The organism is Rudanella paleaurantiibacter, from assembly GCF_009184635.1.
GTDB lineage: Bacteria > Bacteroidota > Bacteroidia > Cytophagales > Spirosomataceae > Rudanella > Rudanella paleaurantiibacter.
This window is the reverse complement of the sequence record NZ_WELI01000005.1, coordinates 202,251-216,538: the sequence shown is the minus strand read 5'-3', so window position 1 is coordinate 216,538 and position 14,288 is coordinate 202,251. Positions and strand designations below refer to the sequence as shown.

General features: G+C 53.9%; 16 protein-coding genes. 13 read left to right on the top strand and 3 right to left on the bottom strand.

The window, feature by feature from the left end; translation table 11 throughout:
* Nucleotides 1–52: 52 nt before the first annotated feature.
* The 10 genes from dusB (at nt 53) to F5984_RS13005 (ending at nt 9,843) form a co-directional block, all read left to right on the top strand.
* The gene (dusB, locus tag F5984_RS13050; RefSeq protein ID WP_152124713.1) at nt 53–1,045 is read left to right on the top strand and encodes a tRNA dihydrouridine synthase DusB; all 993 of its coding nucleotides are present in this window, start codon (nt 53–55) and stop codon (nt 1,043–1,045) included.
* Nucleotides 1,046–1,082: 37 nt separating this feature from the next.
* Complete coding sequence (locus F5984_RS13045) at nt 1,083–1,991, top strand: DMT family transporter (protein ID WP_152124712.1); 909 nt, start codon at nt 1,083–1,085, stop codon at nt 1,989–1,991.
* 4 nt (nt 1,992–1,995) lie between these two features.
* The gene (locus F5984_RS13040) at nt 1,996–2,499 is read left to right on the top strand and encodes an acetyl-CoA carboxylase biotin carboxyl carrier protein subunit (RefSeq protein ID WP_152124711.1); all 504 of its coding nucleotides are present in this window, start codon (nt 1,996–1,998) and stop codon (nt 2,497–2,499) included.
* A 15-nt stretch (nt 2,500–2,514) separates the two neighbouring features.
* The gene (gene pyrH / locus F5984_RS13035; protein WP_152124710.1) at nt 2,515–3,237 is read left to right on the top strand and encodes a UMP kinase; all 723 of its coding nucleotides are present in this window, start codon (nt 2,515–2,517) and stop codon (nt 3,235–3,237) included.
* Between the two features lie 246 nt (nt 3,238–3,483).
* The gene (frr, locus tag F5984_RS13030; RefSeq protein WP_019986506.1) at nt 3,484–4,044 is read left to right on the top strand and encodes a ribosome recycling factor; all 561 of its coding nucleotides are present in this window, start codon (nt 3,484–3,486) and stop codon (nt 4,042–4,044) included.
* A gap of 305 nt (nt 4,045–4,349) precedes the next feature.
* Nucleotides 4,350–4,733, top strand: coding sequence for a hypothetical protein (locus tag F5984_RS13025; RefSeq protein WP_152124709.1), 384 nt, complete (start codon nt 4,350–4,352; stop codon nt 4,731–4,733).
* Between the two features lie 219 nt (nt 4,734–4,952).
* Entirely contained in the window at nt 4,953–7,256 is a 2,304-nt protein-coding gene (locus tag F5984_RS13020) for an efflux RND transporter permease subunit (protein ID WP_152124708.1), read from the top strand.
* Nucleotides 7,257–7,285: 29 nt separating this feature from the next.
* Nucleotides 7,286–8,173 (top strand): YitT family protein, encoded by an 888-nt coding sequence (locus F5984_RS13015; protein WP_152124707.1) that lies wholly within the window; start codon nt 7,286–7,288, stop codon nt 8,171–8,173.
* 20 nt (nt 8,174–8,193) lie between these two features.
* Nucleotides 8,194–8,514, top strand: coding sequence for a hypothetical protein (locus F5984_RS13010; RefSeq protein WP_152124706.1), 321 nt, complete (start codon nt 8,194–8,196; stop codon nt 8,512–8,514).
* Nucleotides 8,515–8,589: 75 nt separating this feature from the next.
* Nucleotides 8,590–9,843 (top strand): cation:proton antiporter, encoded by a 1,254-nt coding sequence (locus F5984_RS13005; protein WP_152124705.1) that lies wholly within the window; start codon nt 8,590–8,592, stop codon nt 9,841–9,843.
* A 249-nt stretch (nt 9,844–10,092) separates the two neighbouring features.
* On the opposite strand, the gene F5984_RS13000 is transcribed toward F5984_RS13005, so the two are convergent.
* Both F5984_RS13000 and F5984_RS12995 read right to left on the bottom strand, forming a co-directional pair.
* Nucleotides 10,093–10,599, bottom strand: coding sequence for a DUF4494 domain-containing protein (locus tag F5984_RS13000; protein ID WP_152124704.1), 507 nt, complete (start codon nt 10,597–10,599; stop codon nt 10,093–10,095).
* Between the two features lie 110 nt (nt 10,600–10,709).
* Nucleotides 10,710–11,642: a histone deacetylase family protein gene (locus F5984_RS12995; RefSeq protein WP_152124703.1), complete on the bottom strand. Its 933-nt coding sequence runs from the start codon at nt 11,640–11,642 to the stop codon at nt 10,710–10,712.
* Nucleotides 11,643–11,792: 150 nt separating this feature from the next.
* Between F5984_RS12995 and F5984_RS12990 the strand changes: the two genes are divergently transcribed.
* The 3 genes from F5984_RS12990 (at nt 11,793) to F5984_RS12980 (ending at nt 13,423) form a co-directional block, all read left to right on the top strand.
* Nucleotides 11,793–12,539, top strand: coding sequence for an SDR family NAD(P)-dependent oxidoreductase (locus F5984_RS12990; protein WP_152124702.1), 747 nt, complete (start codon nt 11,793–11,795; stop codon nt 12,537–12,539).
* Between the two features lie 68 nt (nt 12,540–12,607).
* Nucleotides 12,608–13,063, top strand: coding sequence for a hypothetical protein (locus F5984_RS12985; protein WP_152124701.1), 456 nt, complete (start codon nt 12,608–12,610; stop codon nt 13,061–13,063).
* An 84-nt stretch (nt 13,064–13,147) separates the two neighbouring features.
* The gene (locus F5984_RS12980) at nt 13,148–13,423 is read left to right on the top strand and encodes a hypothetical protein (protein WP_152124700.1); all 276 of its coding nucleotides are present in this window, start codon (nt 13,148–13,150) and stop codon (nt 13,421–13,423) included.
* Nucleotides 13,424–13,492: 69 nt separating this feature from the next.
* On the opposite strand, the gene F5984_RS12975 is transcribed toward F5984_RS12980, so the two are convergent.
* Nucleotides 13,493–14,245, bottom strand: a complete 753-nt coding sequence (locus tag F5984_RS12975) for an NUDIX hydrolase (RefSeq protein WP_152124699.1) — start codon at nt 14,243–14,245, stop codon at nt 13,493–13,495.
* Between the last annotated feature and the right edge of the window lie 43 nt (nt 14,246–14,288).

The following is a 14,288-nucleotide window of genomic DNA, read 5'->3' as shown; positions in this document are numbered from 1 at the left end:
AAGGACCGGCGGACGTTTGGTGGCCGAGGTCGAAACGAGCTTCAACAACGACATGGTAAAGATTGCAAATATAGAGCTGGGTGAGTTTCCGTTGCTGTTGGCACCAATGGAGGATGTCAGCGATCCGCCATTCCGGGCGGTTTGTAAGGCCAACGGTGCCGACCTGATGTACACCGAGTTTATTTCGTCGGAAGGGCTCATTCGCGACGCAGCCAAGAGCGTTCAGAAACTGGATATTTTTGAATATGAGCGCCCGGTGGGTATTCAGCTTTTTGGCTCTGATGTAGAAACGATGGGCGAGTGTGCCCGCATTGCCAGCCGGGTAAACCCCGACCTGATCGATATAAATTACGGTTGCCCTGTGAAAAATGTAGCCTGTCGGGGTGCCGGGGCGGCTTTGTTGCAGGATATTCCGAAGATGGTGCGCATGACCGAAGCCGTGGTGAAAGCCACCCACCTGCCCGTGACCGTAAAAACCCGACTCGGTTGGGACGATTCGACCAAGAATATTCAGGAGGTGGCCGAACGCCTGCAGGACATCGGTATCAAGGCACTCACCGTACACGGGCGTACCCGCGTGCAGATGTACAAGGGGGATGCCGACTGGACGCTCATCGGTAAAATCAAAGAAAACCCCCGGATTCAGATTCCGATTTTCGGCAATGGGGATATCGATAGCCCCGAAAAAGCCCTCGAATACCGGAATCGCTATGGTGTCGATGGCATCATGATTGGCCGGGCCAGCATTGGGTACCCGTGGATTTTCAACGAAATCAAGCATTTTCTCAAAACGGGTGAGCACCTGCCCGTGCCAACCGTGGCCGATCGGGTTGCCGTTTGCCGGCAGCATCTGGACTTTTCTATTCGCTGGAAAGGCGAAAAAGTGGGTATTTTCGAGATGCGCCGTCACTACACGAGTTACTTCAAAGGTCTGGAAAATTTTAAGCCGTTCCGTTCGCGGCTGGTGGTGGCCGAGTCGCATGATGAGCTGCTCAGTATCCTGAACGAGGTACAGGAGCATTATCTGGGCGAGTTGGTCGGGTAATTCCAAGGCCCAGCCCCAACCGTACGCTGACAACCCCATGCTGGTAAAACCCGTATCTGAACTGACCGAAAAGCGCCCCCTTGTAGCCTGGGTGTACCTATGTACGATGGCCCTTGTTTGGGGAAGCTCGTTTATTCTCATCAAGCGTAGCTTGGTTGCCTTCACCCCGCAGCAGGTAGCCGCCGGGCGTATTTTTCTGGCATTCCTGTTCTTTGTACCGTTTCAGGCGTACCAGATCCGGCAGCCCGACGTACGCACCTCGGTGCGTCGGCAGGGGCCGTATTTGCTGGCGGTTGGGCTTACGGGGTTCCTGTTACCAGCCTATTTATTTGCGATTGCCGGAGCGCATATCAACAGCTCACTGTCGGGGGCGCTGAATTCGCTAAGCCCGCTGTTTACGCTGCTGATTGGGGCGCTGTTTTTCGGAAACCGGGTGCCAACGCGTCAAACCGTCGGTATTTTGTTGGGTTTGGCCGGGTCTATACTGCTCGTCTTTTTCAGTGCCACGGGCGAGTTCTCCGTCAATGCCTACGCCTTGCTGGTGGTGGGTGCCACGGTTTGCTATGGCATCAATACCAATCTCATTGGCCGCTACATCCGGCATATGCCTGCCTTGGTCTCTACGGCCTGGATTTTCTTTTTTATCGGACTCATTGCCCTCGGAGCTCTCCTGTTTACCGACGTGTGGGCGCGGGCGGTACGTCCTGAAAACAACCTGGCCTTGCTGGCATTAGCTACGCTGGGTGTGTTGGGTTCGGGGCTTATGTCTATCCTGTTTAACCGGGTGGTACAACTGGCGTCGCCTTTATTTGCCGCTTCAGTTACGTATCTGATTCCGATTGTTGCCCTCTTATGGGGTATTTTAGATGGCGAACAGATTTACGCCGTGCAGTATGCGGGTATGGCCGTTTGCCTGCTTGGTATATATTTGACGAATAAATCCTGAACCAATGTTTACAGCCACCGTCAACGACGCAACCGAGGCACCCTTCTCCATTCAATTTACGGCCAATGGGCCTCTGGTCAACGGCGAACCCTTTACCTGGGATCTGGTGCGGCTCAACGATAATACGTTTCATATTCTGCATCAGGATCGGTCGTACACGGCTGAGTTAATTGAACTTGATAGCGAGGCTAAAGCGGTCAAATTGAGCCTCAATGGCCATTTGTACACCGTGCAGCTTAAAGACCGGTTCGATCAGTTGCTCGAACAGATGGGGATGAGCGGGGCCGCTTCGGCTAAAATCAACGACATAAAAGCGCCCATGCCGGGCCTCATTGTAGGCGTGAGCGTGCAGCCGGGCGATGTAGTGAAGAAAGGCGATGCCGTTTTGATTCTGGAAGCCATGAAGATGGAAAACCTGATTAAGTCACCGGGTGAGGGAACCATCCGGGCGATTCGGGTTGCCAAAGGAGATCGGGTCGAAAAGAATCAAGTGCTAATAGAATTTTAACGTATTTTTGCGGCCATGTCTTCTCAACTCAAGTACAAACGAATTCTGCTTAAGCTAAGCGGAGAGGCACTTGCTGGCCCCAATGGTTACAATATCGATCCGGCTGTTCTCGAACAATACAGTCAGGAAATCCTCTCGGTCGTCGAAATGGGCGTCGAGGTTGCCATCGTGATCGGCGGAGGCAACATCTTCCGGGGGGTGTCGGGCCAACGTTCTGGTATCGACCGGGTGCAGGGCGATTACATGGGCATGTTAGCCACGGTAATCAACGCTATGGCTATTCAGAGTTCGCTCGAAAAGCACGGCATGTACACCCGCGTGATGTCGGCCATCAAGATGGAGCAGGTGTGCGAGCCTTACGTTCGGCGCCGGGCAATCCGCCACCTCGAAAAGAAGCGCGTCGTGATTTTTGGTGCCGGAACGGGTAACCCCTACTTCACCACCGACTCAACAGCCGCTTTGCGGGGCAATGAGATCGAAGCCGACGTGCTCCTCAAAGGGACTAAGGTAGATGGTGTGTACACGGCTGACCCCATGAAAGACCCCACCGCTACCCGCTACAACCACATCAGTTTCCGCGATGTGTACGAGAAAGAGCTCAATGTGATGGACCTGACAGCGTTTACGCTGTGCCGGGAAAACAACTTGCCCATCATCGTTTTCGATATGAATAAGCCGGGCAATCTGAACCGACTGGTGTCGGGCGAAGATGTCGGAACGCTTATTTCAAATGAATAGCTTTAAAGCGGTTTGCGTAGTATTAGGTGCTTTAGTGAATGTACAATGAATAATGCGAAGTAATTAATGCTTCATTCTGTTGATTATCAACTTGTTCGTTGCACATTCTACACTGTACATTATACATTTCATTTTGACTAAGTACTTAGTTTCTGATGACTGGTGTTTTGGCAGGGCCTAAGTTGACAGACAGCCCTGAGCCCGCTAAACGGTAGGCAAATAATCGGTGACTGTAAACGTTTTACAATGGAAGAGATTGAATTATTTTTAGAAGATGCCAAAGACACAATGGAGAAGGCGTTGAAGCACCTTTCCATTGAATTGACAAAAATTCGGGCGGGTAAAGCGAGCCCAACCATGCTCGACGGCATTCAGGTAGAATACTACGGCGTAATGTCGCCTATTGGCAATGTGGCCTCAATTACTACGCCCGATGCCCGCTCGATTGTGATTAAGCCGTTTGAGAAAAAAATGATCGGTGAGGTTGAGAAAGCCATTCGTAACTCAAACATCGGTCTGGCTCCGTCAAACGACGGCGAGCTGATTCGGCTGAGTATTCCGCCCCTGACCGAAGAACGTCGGCGGGATTTAGTCAAGAAAGTAAAGCAGGAAATCGAAGTGGCCAAAGTGAACGTGCGCAACATTCGCAAAGACACCAATGACTCGATTCGGAAGCTGACCAAAGAAGGCGTATCTGAAGATGCCGTGAAGCAGGGCGAAGAGCGGGTTCAGAAATTGACCGATGCGTTCATCGCCCGTGTCGACGATGTATTTGTGGCTAAAGAGAAAGATATTCTTTCGGTGTAGTCACCTACCATACAACTGGAAGTCCGGTTTGTTACATGCGTGTAACAAACCGGACTTTTTGTATGCATACGTAGTCGAACAAACCGGCTACGCACTTTATCGGTAGTGACTCACGGGCCGAATTCGGCGAATCTGGTGAGAAATGCCGGTTTCCCGAACGATTTACGTTACTTTTGCAGGTGGCAACCGACGCAGTTGCTCGGTCGGGTCAGAAATTTTCTGCCCAAATAAGCGGATTCTTCACCGTTCGGGGCCATGCCCCGCGTCTGGATTGCTACTGACTGGAACCGATTTGACAAGACTTTATGGGCCATCGTTGGTTTGGAACACTGGTTATGGGTTGGGTACTGGGTCTGTGTATGACCTTGTGCCCGATGCTGTGGCCCGGTGAATCCACGACGGCTACGCTCCATCCGTTTCAGTCGCCTACCATTGCCTGCGCCCCCGACTCTCCCGACCATCAGTTTAGGCATTTTGGGGCTTATTTTGCCTTGCATGTTGGGCAGCCCGTGTGTCCCGTCAGAGGGTATGCCGGTACCATGGAGCCTCTGGCGTTGCTGGCTCCGTCGGGTTTTGTGTCGTTCGCTATCCGGTTGCTTTACTGGGCCTATGCGCCCCGGCCTGAGTATGGGTATCAGGCGGCCATGCGGTTTATTTTCGAGCATCAAATTGCCATCAATGCCCCATAGCACCCTCTGCTATTGGGGTTGCCAACGGGTTTTCTGTTCAAACGCCTGATTGATAACCGGCAAAGACGGGCTTAGAGTCGCCTGTTTTTGCCGGATAAAATAGGCTCAGGTCTGAATCAGGCTACGGCTCGTAAAGAACCCTCTTCGTTTTAATCGCCTGCCCAGGCCCGTATTACCGCCGGGCAGGCCTGTGTTTTACTTTATCTTCTGGTTTTGTTTATGTGGTCTGCGATAGCCCGCACTATTCTTTCGTACCGGCTGGTGTGGCTCGGTTTTCTGGTAATGTTGACCGGGGTTATGGCCTATTTTGGCACCCGGCTCCAATTGTCGTATCAAATTGCGCGGGTGCTGCCTTTGTCTGATTCGACTCAGTTTCAGTACGAACGCTTCAAGGAGCGTTTTGGGGCCGATGGCACCCTCATGGTGATTGGCTGGCAAAGCGACCGCTGGTTTGATCTGCCGGTGTATCAGGGCTGGTACCAGATGACCGAGCAGGTGGGTAAACTACAGGGCGTGCGGCAGGTATTGTCGTCGGCCCGCATGTTTAACCTGCAGCGCAACGATAGCACCTGGGGAATTCGGCCGGTGGTAACCCGAATGCCGCAGACACAAGCCGAGGTCGATAGTCTGAAAACGCAGGTGCTGAGCCTTCCCTTTTACGAGGGACTGCTGATTAACCCGGCTACGAAAGCCACGCTGATGGCTATCACGTTTGATGAGCAGAAGCTGAACTCGCGCGCCCGCATTGAGCTGGTGCAAACCATCCGGGAATACGGCAAGGCCTTCGCCGAGAAAAACAACATCGAACTGCACTATTCGGGGCTTCCGTCCATTCGGACCGAGGTAATGAAGAAAGTGTCGGGCGAGATGAAACTCTTTATGGGGCTGGCGGCTGCCTTTACGGGCCTGATGGTCTGGCTGCTGTTCCGGTCGGGCCGGGTGGTCTGGCTGTCCATGACGGTGGTAGCAATCGGTGTGTGTGTGGCCGTCGGTACGCTGTCGTTGCTGGGTTATGAAATTACCTTGCTCACAGGCCTGATTCCGCCCCTGCTCATTGTGATTGGCGTGCCGAACTGCGTGTTTCTGATCAACAAGTACCATGAGGAACTGGCCGAACACGGCGATAAACAGCGGGCGCTGGAGGTTATGATCCGGCAAATTGGTCTGTCGGCTTTGCTGGCCAACGTGACTACGGCCATCGGGTTTGGGGTGTTTTACTTCACCAATAGCCGGCTGCTCATGGAGTTTGGCGTGGTGGCGGCTATTTGCGTTATGGCCGTGTACGTCGTGTGCTTACTCATGGTACCCATTCTGCTCAGTTACCTGCCTGTGCCTAAAGCGGGGCAACTGCAAACCTTGCAGGGTGGCCGCTGGCGTGGGGTACTCAGCCGGGTCGACTACTGGGTGCACAACCGGCGGGGGCTGGTGTATGGGCTCGTTACGGTTATCACGGTTCTCAGCTCATTGGGCATGTTCTTGATTCGGGTGGAGGGCTACGTAGTCGATGACCTCCCCAAAAACGACCCGGTGTACACCGACCTGCGGTTTATTGAGCAGCAGTTTAAAGGAGCCTTGCCGTTGGAGGTGATGATTGACACGGGTGAGCCCAACGGGGTGTTTGCCGAAGCGGGCCGAGCCTTGTACAAAGTGCGGGCGCTGGAGCGGGTCATGGATGATTACCCCGAGTTTTCGAAACCCCGTTCGCTCGTTGATGCCATCCGGTTTGGGTATCAGACCTACCGGGGCGGAAACCCCAAATACTACGTGTTGCCCCCGGCTATGGAGCTCAAAAAGATGGTCGGCGACGCCCCGCTGACGGGCAAAGCCTCGGCCACCTCATCGCTCGCACAGTCATTTCTGGATTCGTCGCGGCAAATCACGCGGGTAAGCTACCAAATGGCCGATGTTGGCTCGATTCGGATGCAGGAAGTACTGGGTAGCCTGCGTCCCCGCATCGATTCGGTATTTGCCGGCACGGGTTATAAGGTGAGCCTGACGGGCCACAGTCTGGTTTTTTTGCAGAGTAATGACTACCTGCTTGGCAATCTTTATGAGAGCCTGCTGATTGCCATTATTCTGATTGCCCTGGTTGGGATGGTGTTGTTCCGGTCTATTCCGATTATTCTCTTATCGAAATTACCCTGCCTGATTCCTCTGGTCGTGACGGCCGGGATTATGGGATACGCGGGGATTCCGTTCAAACCATCTACTATTTTGATTTTCAGTATAGCGTTTGGGTTGGCTTCCGACGGAACGGTGTACTTCCTGACGAGCTACCGGCGGCAGTTACAGCTTGGGCTGGAGCCCCCGGTGGCCATTAGCGCAGCCATTAGCGAAACAGGTATTAGCCTCATTTATACAGCGTTGATTCTGGCCGTCGGCTTTGCCGTGTTTGCCGCTTCAAGTTTTGGTGGTACGGCCGCTTTGGGCGTGCTGGTTGCCACAACGGTATTAATGGCTTGCCTGACAAACCTGGTGTTGTTGCCCGCTTTATTGTTGACCCTCAAACGCTATCGAGTGTAACATGAACACAACAGCTATAACTGTCCACAATGACATCAACCGTAATCGAAACAACGACTCAAGCCCGGCTCCGCCTGCTTAAGGATCTGGGTTTTCTGTGTGCTGGCGTGCTCTGCGCGGGTATGGGCCTCAAAGGATTTCTGCTTCCAAACGACTTTCTGGATGGGGGCGCTATGGGGATTGCCCTACTGCTGGAGGTGACAACCGGGGTAGAACTGGCCCTGTTGGTAGTGGTGGTGAACCTACCGTTTATCTGGATGGGCTACCGGCAGATTTCAATCGGTTTTGCTATTCGAACCATCATTGCTATTGGGCTACTGGCCATCTGTCTGGTGGTAGTTCCATACCCGCTTGTAACGACTGATAAGCTACTCATATCGGTTTTTGGTGGCTTTTTTCTGGGCGCGGGTATTGGACTGGCCATTCGGGGCGGGGGCGTTCTCGACGGCACAGAGGTTTTGGCTATCTGGATTAGCCGTCGCTCCCCACTTACGGTGGGCGACGTAATTATGGTCATCAACGTGCTGGTGTTTGGCGCGGCTGCCCTGTTACTTAATATCGAAACCGCCCTGTATGCCATGCTGACGTACCTGGCCGCGTCAAAAACGATTGACTTCCTGCTCCACGGTATCGAGGAATACACCGCCGTCATTATTATTTCGGACCAACACGAGGCCATCCGGCAGATGATCACCGAACAAATGGGGCGGGGTGTTTCGGTACTGAAAGGCGAAAAAGGCTACGGAAAACGGGGCTTGCGGCATAACGACACGAATATTCTGTACGTGGTGGTGACGCGTCTGGAGCTGACCCGACTGAAAGACAAGATCGAGCAGATCGACAGTCAGGCGTTTATTGTCAACCACGGTATCGACGATGCCAAGGGGGGAATGGTAAAGGGCCGCCCGCTCCATTAACCAAACAAAACAGCCGTTGTATGAGTCAATTAGATAAACAACTCATGGTTGGGTTCCGGCTCCTGGTCAACCGGCGTTGCACTCGGGTGGTTTTGCTGCTCATGGTAAGCGCAACAGCCTGCCGGGAATATGGTGAGAACCATGCCCGGCAAATTGAGGAGGAACGGAGTAGCCCGCCCATGTACCGGGTGGTGACGATTGAAGGCTGTGAATACTTGCGGATGGAGGTGACGCACGGGTATGCTGTACTTACCCACAAAGGCAATTGCCGCAATCCGATACACTGCCGCCTGGATACCGTTTCGCGACCTGACCGGCTCGAAAGTCCACCGGGCAGGTAGTGGAAATTTGATCGATTAATGAATGCAATGCCGCTTGTTTCACGCAAACAAGCGGCATTGCCATACTACAACGTTATGGAACCATACACCCTGGTGCTGGTGGTGTTCGGCGTCGCTATTCTGGCGGTAGCCTGGCTTCCCTCAGTGCTCGAAAACTATCCGCTGTCGTACCCCATCGTGTTCATTATTGGGGGCTGGGCGTTTTATCAGTTTCCGCTTGGCTTGCCCGATCCCCGGCCCACAAGCCACCCCGAACTGGCTACGCACCTGACCGAGCTTTGCGTGATTGTGGCATTGATGGGCACCGGACTCAAAATTGACCGACGATTTCGCTGGCGAACCTGGAAACTGCCCCTTCGTCTGGTCTGGCTGACCATGACCGTTACCATTCTGGTGTTTGCCGCGCTCAACTGGTGGTGGGGCGGCTGGCCGCTCGCTACAGCCCTCTTGCTGGGGGCGGCTTTGGCCCCCACCGATCCGGTGCTGGCGGGCGATGTGCAGGTTGGCGACCCAAATGAGGGCAAAGAAGATACCGTTCGGTTTGCTCTGACCGCCGAGGCTGGCCTGAACGATGGATTGGCCTTTCCGTTTGTGTATCTGGCCATTGGTCTGGCTACGGTTACATCGGCTACGTTACCCGCAACGCTCACCACCTGGGTTTGGAATGACCTGCTGTACCGGGTAGGAATGGGCGTGTTGGGTGGGTGGTTGTCGGGGCGGCTTTTGGCATACTTGATCTTTGGCCTGCCGCAGCGGATCTGCATCAAAACGTCGGCCTACGGATTTGTGGCACTGGCCGTTACCTTGTTCAGCTACGGCATTACCGAAATGCTGCACGGATACGGTTTTCTGGCGGTATTTGTGGCAGCCATCACCATTCGGAGCTACGAGCGTACGCACGAGTACCACGAGTATATGCACGCCTTTTCGGATCAGATTGAGCGGATTCTGATAGCCATGTTGCTGCTGGTGTTTGGAGGAGCACTGGCTACAGGGCTGCTCGATAGCTTGCAGTGGATTGACGCGCTCATGGGTGTGCTGCTGGTGTTTGTAATCCGGCCGCTGGGCGGGTGGCTTACCCTGCGCCGGGCCGGGGCTTACGGTCTCGAACGCTGGGTAGTGGCCAGTTTTGGTATTCGGGGGATAGGGTCGTTTTTTTACGTGGCCTACGCCTTGCAACAGGCCCCATTTGCCGAACCCGAACGCATTTGGGCACTTACGGGCTGGATTGTGCTGCTGTCGATTTGTATACACGGCGCGCTGGCAACCCCCGTCATGAACTACCTGGACCGGCAAATGGCCCGTCCGGTTGGGAAGCCGGTTTCCTGAACAATGGGGTTTGCCGAGTGGGTAGGACAAGTTTTTTTGACAGGATTACAGGATGTACAGGATTTTCTTCTCTAAAAAGAATCGGAAGAACCAAATAATCCTGTACATCCTGTAATCCTCCGGGCCACCGGGCACTCGAAGAAATCTTCCGTCGATCTTATCACAAAGAACTCGTCATACACCCTTCGCCGAGTGTGTAGTACCCTGGCTCAGACCCATAAAAAAGCCCCGACAAGGCGGGGCTGGGAATTATACGTCTTCGGTTCTGACGGCCTCGTGCAGGGGCTTCAGATTAGCCGGAATTTTGTTTTCGTCGTTGTACGGAAAAATGTCGAGCAACGGCGTCCGGTTGATGTCCGTGATCTCGTAGGGCATCAAAATCGTTTTGAGGCTGTCTTCAAGTTGGTCATACGCCTGCTTCACAGTGTTGGCGTTGATGAGCATGCTGTTCACGATTTTTTTCTCCCGTCCCTTATCGTCCTCAGTCGAAAAAATCACTTTTGCCTTATACCAGGTGTCGCCCCCGTCTTCGATATGAAACACGTCGGAGAGCTTCATTTTTGAGATACGAGCGATCTGAAAATCAGGTGTGTTGGCGGGGATCTCTCCGTACAGCCGGGCCTCGGCATCGGTGTACGAAACGGCATCGACGAGGTAGGCTTCTGTGATAGTTTTTAACCGAACCTGATCGCCCTGACGGTCGGTTATAATTTCTTCTTTCTGGTATTTGATGGTGCCTTGGAACCAGGTTGGCATAGTACGATGACGTTGTTTGTGAAAACTGTTGGCGCAGGACGGGCCGACCGTGGGCTAACGAGTTGGGGGTCAGACCACCGAACCGGGCGTCGGGTTTGCGTCGGTCAAAGTTACGAAAACTTCCCCACGGCTACCCGAAATGTATTGCAGTGGGCCTCTACAATGTCGGCAATGCGGGGCGAATAACCGCCCCCCATTGAAACTACAATAGGCAGCCCCCGGTCAATGGCTGTGTCGAACACAAACACGTCGCGCTGACGGCAACCGTCGCGGCTCACGGCGAGTTTACCCAGCCGGTCGGTGCTCACAATGTCTACGCCCGCTACGTAGAACAGAAAATCGGGCTGATGCCGGTCGATCAGGCCGGGTAGGGTATCGTAGAGGGTATTCAGATACACTTCGTCGTTAGTGCCAGTCGGTAAAGCAATGTCCAGGTCCGACTGTTCTTTTTTGAGCGGATAATTGTCTTTGCCGTGCATACTAAACGTAAACACCCGCTCCTCCTGCGCAAACATCACGGCCGTGCCGTTACCCTGATGCACGTCGAGGTCGATGACCAGAATCCGACGAGCCTGCCCGGTTTCCAACAGGTAATGAGCCGCCACGCCCACATCGTTGAGCAGGCAGAACCCCTCGCCTTTGTCGGGGTAAGCGTGGTGCGTGCCTCCGGCTACATTGAGGGCGCATCCGTGTTGCAGCGCCCACAACGCACAATCAATGGTGCCCTGCGTAATGATCCACTCTCGTTCGATTAGTTCAGGAGTGAGCGGAAACCCAATCCGCCGGACCATGGCGGGCGGCAAAGTCAGGGTTTTCAGCTGAGTAACGTAGGCAGGTGTATGCACGCCCAATACCCATCGGTCGTCGACGGAGCCGGGCACGAAAAAATGTTCGGGGGTACAGGTGCCTTCATACAGCAGCTGCTCCGGGATCAGCTCGTATTTTAGCATGGGAAAGCGGTGGGGTTCGCCCGGTTCGTCGCCACGTTTGGGGCCGGTAGGAAGTGGGAGTTTGTACAGTGGAGCGTAGGCAATTGAAACCATGAATCGAAAGGCTTCCCGTAGGATAAAGATGCTACCTACTTAACTGCCCAATTTGGGTTGGTGTTGGCATACCGGGGCAATTTTGCCAAAAGCAGAGCTCATACGCTACCCCAAACTGATAACCGAAAAACTGTAAACGATACACCCAAAATGTCTCAATCTACCGAAAAAGTAGCGATTGTAACCGGTGCTGCCCACGGCATTGGCCTGGCTACGGCCCGCTTACTGCTGGAAAATAAGTACCGCGTCGCTATTTGGGATGTGAACCCCGATGAACTGAACAGACTACCCCAGCAGCTTAAGGCCGACGCCGACCGGTATCTGACTTTCCCGTGTGATGTATCGGCCGAAACCGATGTGCAGCGCGGAATTGCCCAGACCCTCGAACGGTTTGGGCGGATTGATGTGCTGGTGAACAATGCGGGCGTGATGGACGAAAAGCCACTTGAAGAGGTGACGCTTGCCGACTGGAACCGCGTGCTCGGAACTAACCTGACCGGGGCGTTTCTGGGGGCAAAGTATGCCGCTGCCGAACTGGCCAAACACCGGGGAAGTATCATCAACATTGCCTCAACGCGGGCCTTTCAGTCGGAGCCCGACACGTTTGCTTACTCGGCTACTAAGGGTGCGTTGGTGGCCCTGACTCATTCACTGGCCATTTCGCTCGGCCCTACTGTGCGGGTCAACTCAATTAGCCCCGGCTGGATCGACGTTCCGGACGGGCCGCAGACGTTGCGTAAAAAAGACCATGCTCAACATCCGGCCGGCCGCGTAGGCACGCCCGACGATATTGCCCGTATGGTTCTGTTCCTGACCGATCCGCAGAATGACTTCGTTACGGGCCAAAATTTTGTTGTTGATGGAGGTATGACTCGTAAGATGATTTACGTACACTAACTCTATGAACAAAGGTTATTAATGACAGTTAATTCAATACACGTACACTCAACAACGAACGCACAGGTATGAATATCGAACTTCTTCTTTCATCTGAGGAAACAACGGCCGAACTCTTGGATACGTTGGTGCTTCACCGGCCGGGTCAGGGTCGGCCTCCGTTATCGGTTCAGTTTCTTTGCCGGCCGAAAGGAGCGACTGCCCGGCGGCAGGATGCCCGTATGAGTTTGCCGCCCTTGTCGTGGTTCGAAGCATACCAGTTACAGGCTTTTACCGGAAAATTGGCCACGGCTACCGGGTCCGAATCGTACCAGGTGGAGTTGCCCGAAGCCGGTTTACGACTCACCGGATTGGCTACGCGGTCGGCTAATCGCCTTGCCGAAGCCCGGCTGATTCGGGTGGAGCCGCTTCGTAATGCCGCCCGGATGTTTGTGCCGTTTTCCCTCAACGGAACCCCCGCTGATATTCGCGCCTATGCCCGAGTGCTGTACAACCGGCTTTGGGAGGCATTTTGCCGGGGGTAGGCTTTTCTGCAAACGATTTTAAAGGGAGGTAGGTGCTAAAACCAGGCCCCTCCCGGCGGTGCCAACTTTACTCAACAACGACAAATGGAAAACATCAATCAGGATGCCATGATGAACGGGCGTCAGACCACATCGGGACCCAGTACGGGTGGCCCGCTTCAGATTCCCGACGACCGGACCATGCTGGGCGACGAGGCCACAGAAAACCTGACTCGTATGGTCAACGAAGGGGCCGACGATAGCGCCGATGATTCCCCGTCGTTGCATACGCCCGACCCACAAACGGGAGCCGGGCCCCAAACCGGAGCTGACAGCCCCACCGGCATGACCAATCCCGAGGATTCTCCGCTGAGCCGGTAAGGGTAAGTGCAGTTGGGAAAATAGATTGCCTTGTAAACAAAGTCGAGGCCGTAACTGCACAGATAGCAGCTACGGCCTCGGTTCGTTTGCGGGGGAATGGTTTCGGAGCCGGTACAGATAAGGCGCTTTGTTGGCCGCGCCGGTGTATCGTTTCTCGAGCCGCTCCAATATGTTTTGCTCCAGAATTTTGCGGGGGAAATTATTCGCGGCAAAGGGCTTATCGAAAATGGCTTCGTACAACTGCTGAACTTCCTTCATGGTGAAGGTTTCGGGTAGCAGGTTGTACGCATTTAGCCGGGTATCGAGGTCACGGCGGAGTGTGTAAAGAGCTTCCTGCACAATCTCGGCATGATCCATGATTAATGGAGGCAGTTGCTTAACTGGATACCAGTCAATCGACTCGTCGATGTCGTGCCGTTGCGGTTTCACCTGATTGATGTCAACCAGCGCGTAGTAGCCAATCGAAACAAAACGCCGGGTAATCCAGTCGTACTCTTTTTGCTGCAACTCCTGCAGCAGCGCCATTTCTTCATTGAGCTGTACCAGTTGGTCCATAAACTGACGGCTGCTGCGTTCGGTCTTGCCAAACACCCGAAACTGCTCCATATAAATGTTACGGATGCCCGTTCGACCTTCCAGAATCCGGTGGGCGGCTTCGTCGATACTTTCAGTTTGGTACACAAACCCGCTGGGTAACGCCCAAAAATCGCCTTTGAAATGAAGTTTGGGAATAAGCACGCTCAACTGTTGCTGTTGATAACCAAAAATGACGCAGTCAATAGAGAGTTGCTGAATGTAGTCCTGTTCACTGGGAGAATGCATAGCCGATAGACCACTGATACGCTGTTGGGTCCGCTGCAAGTTA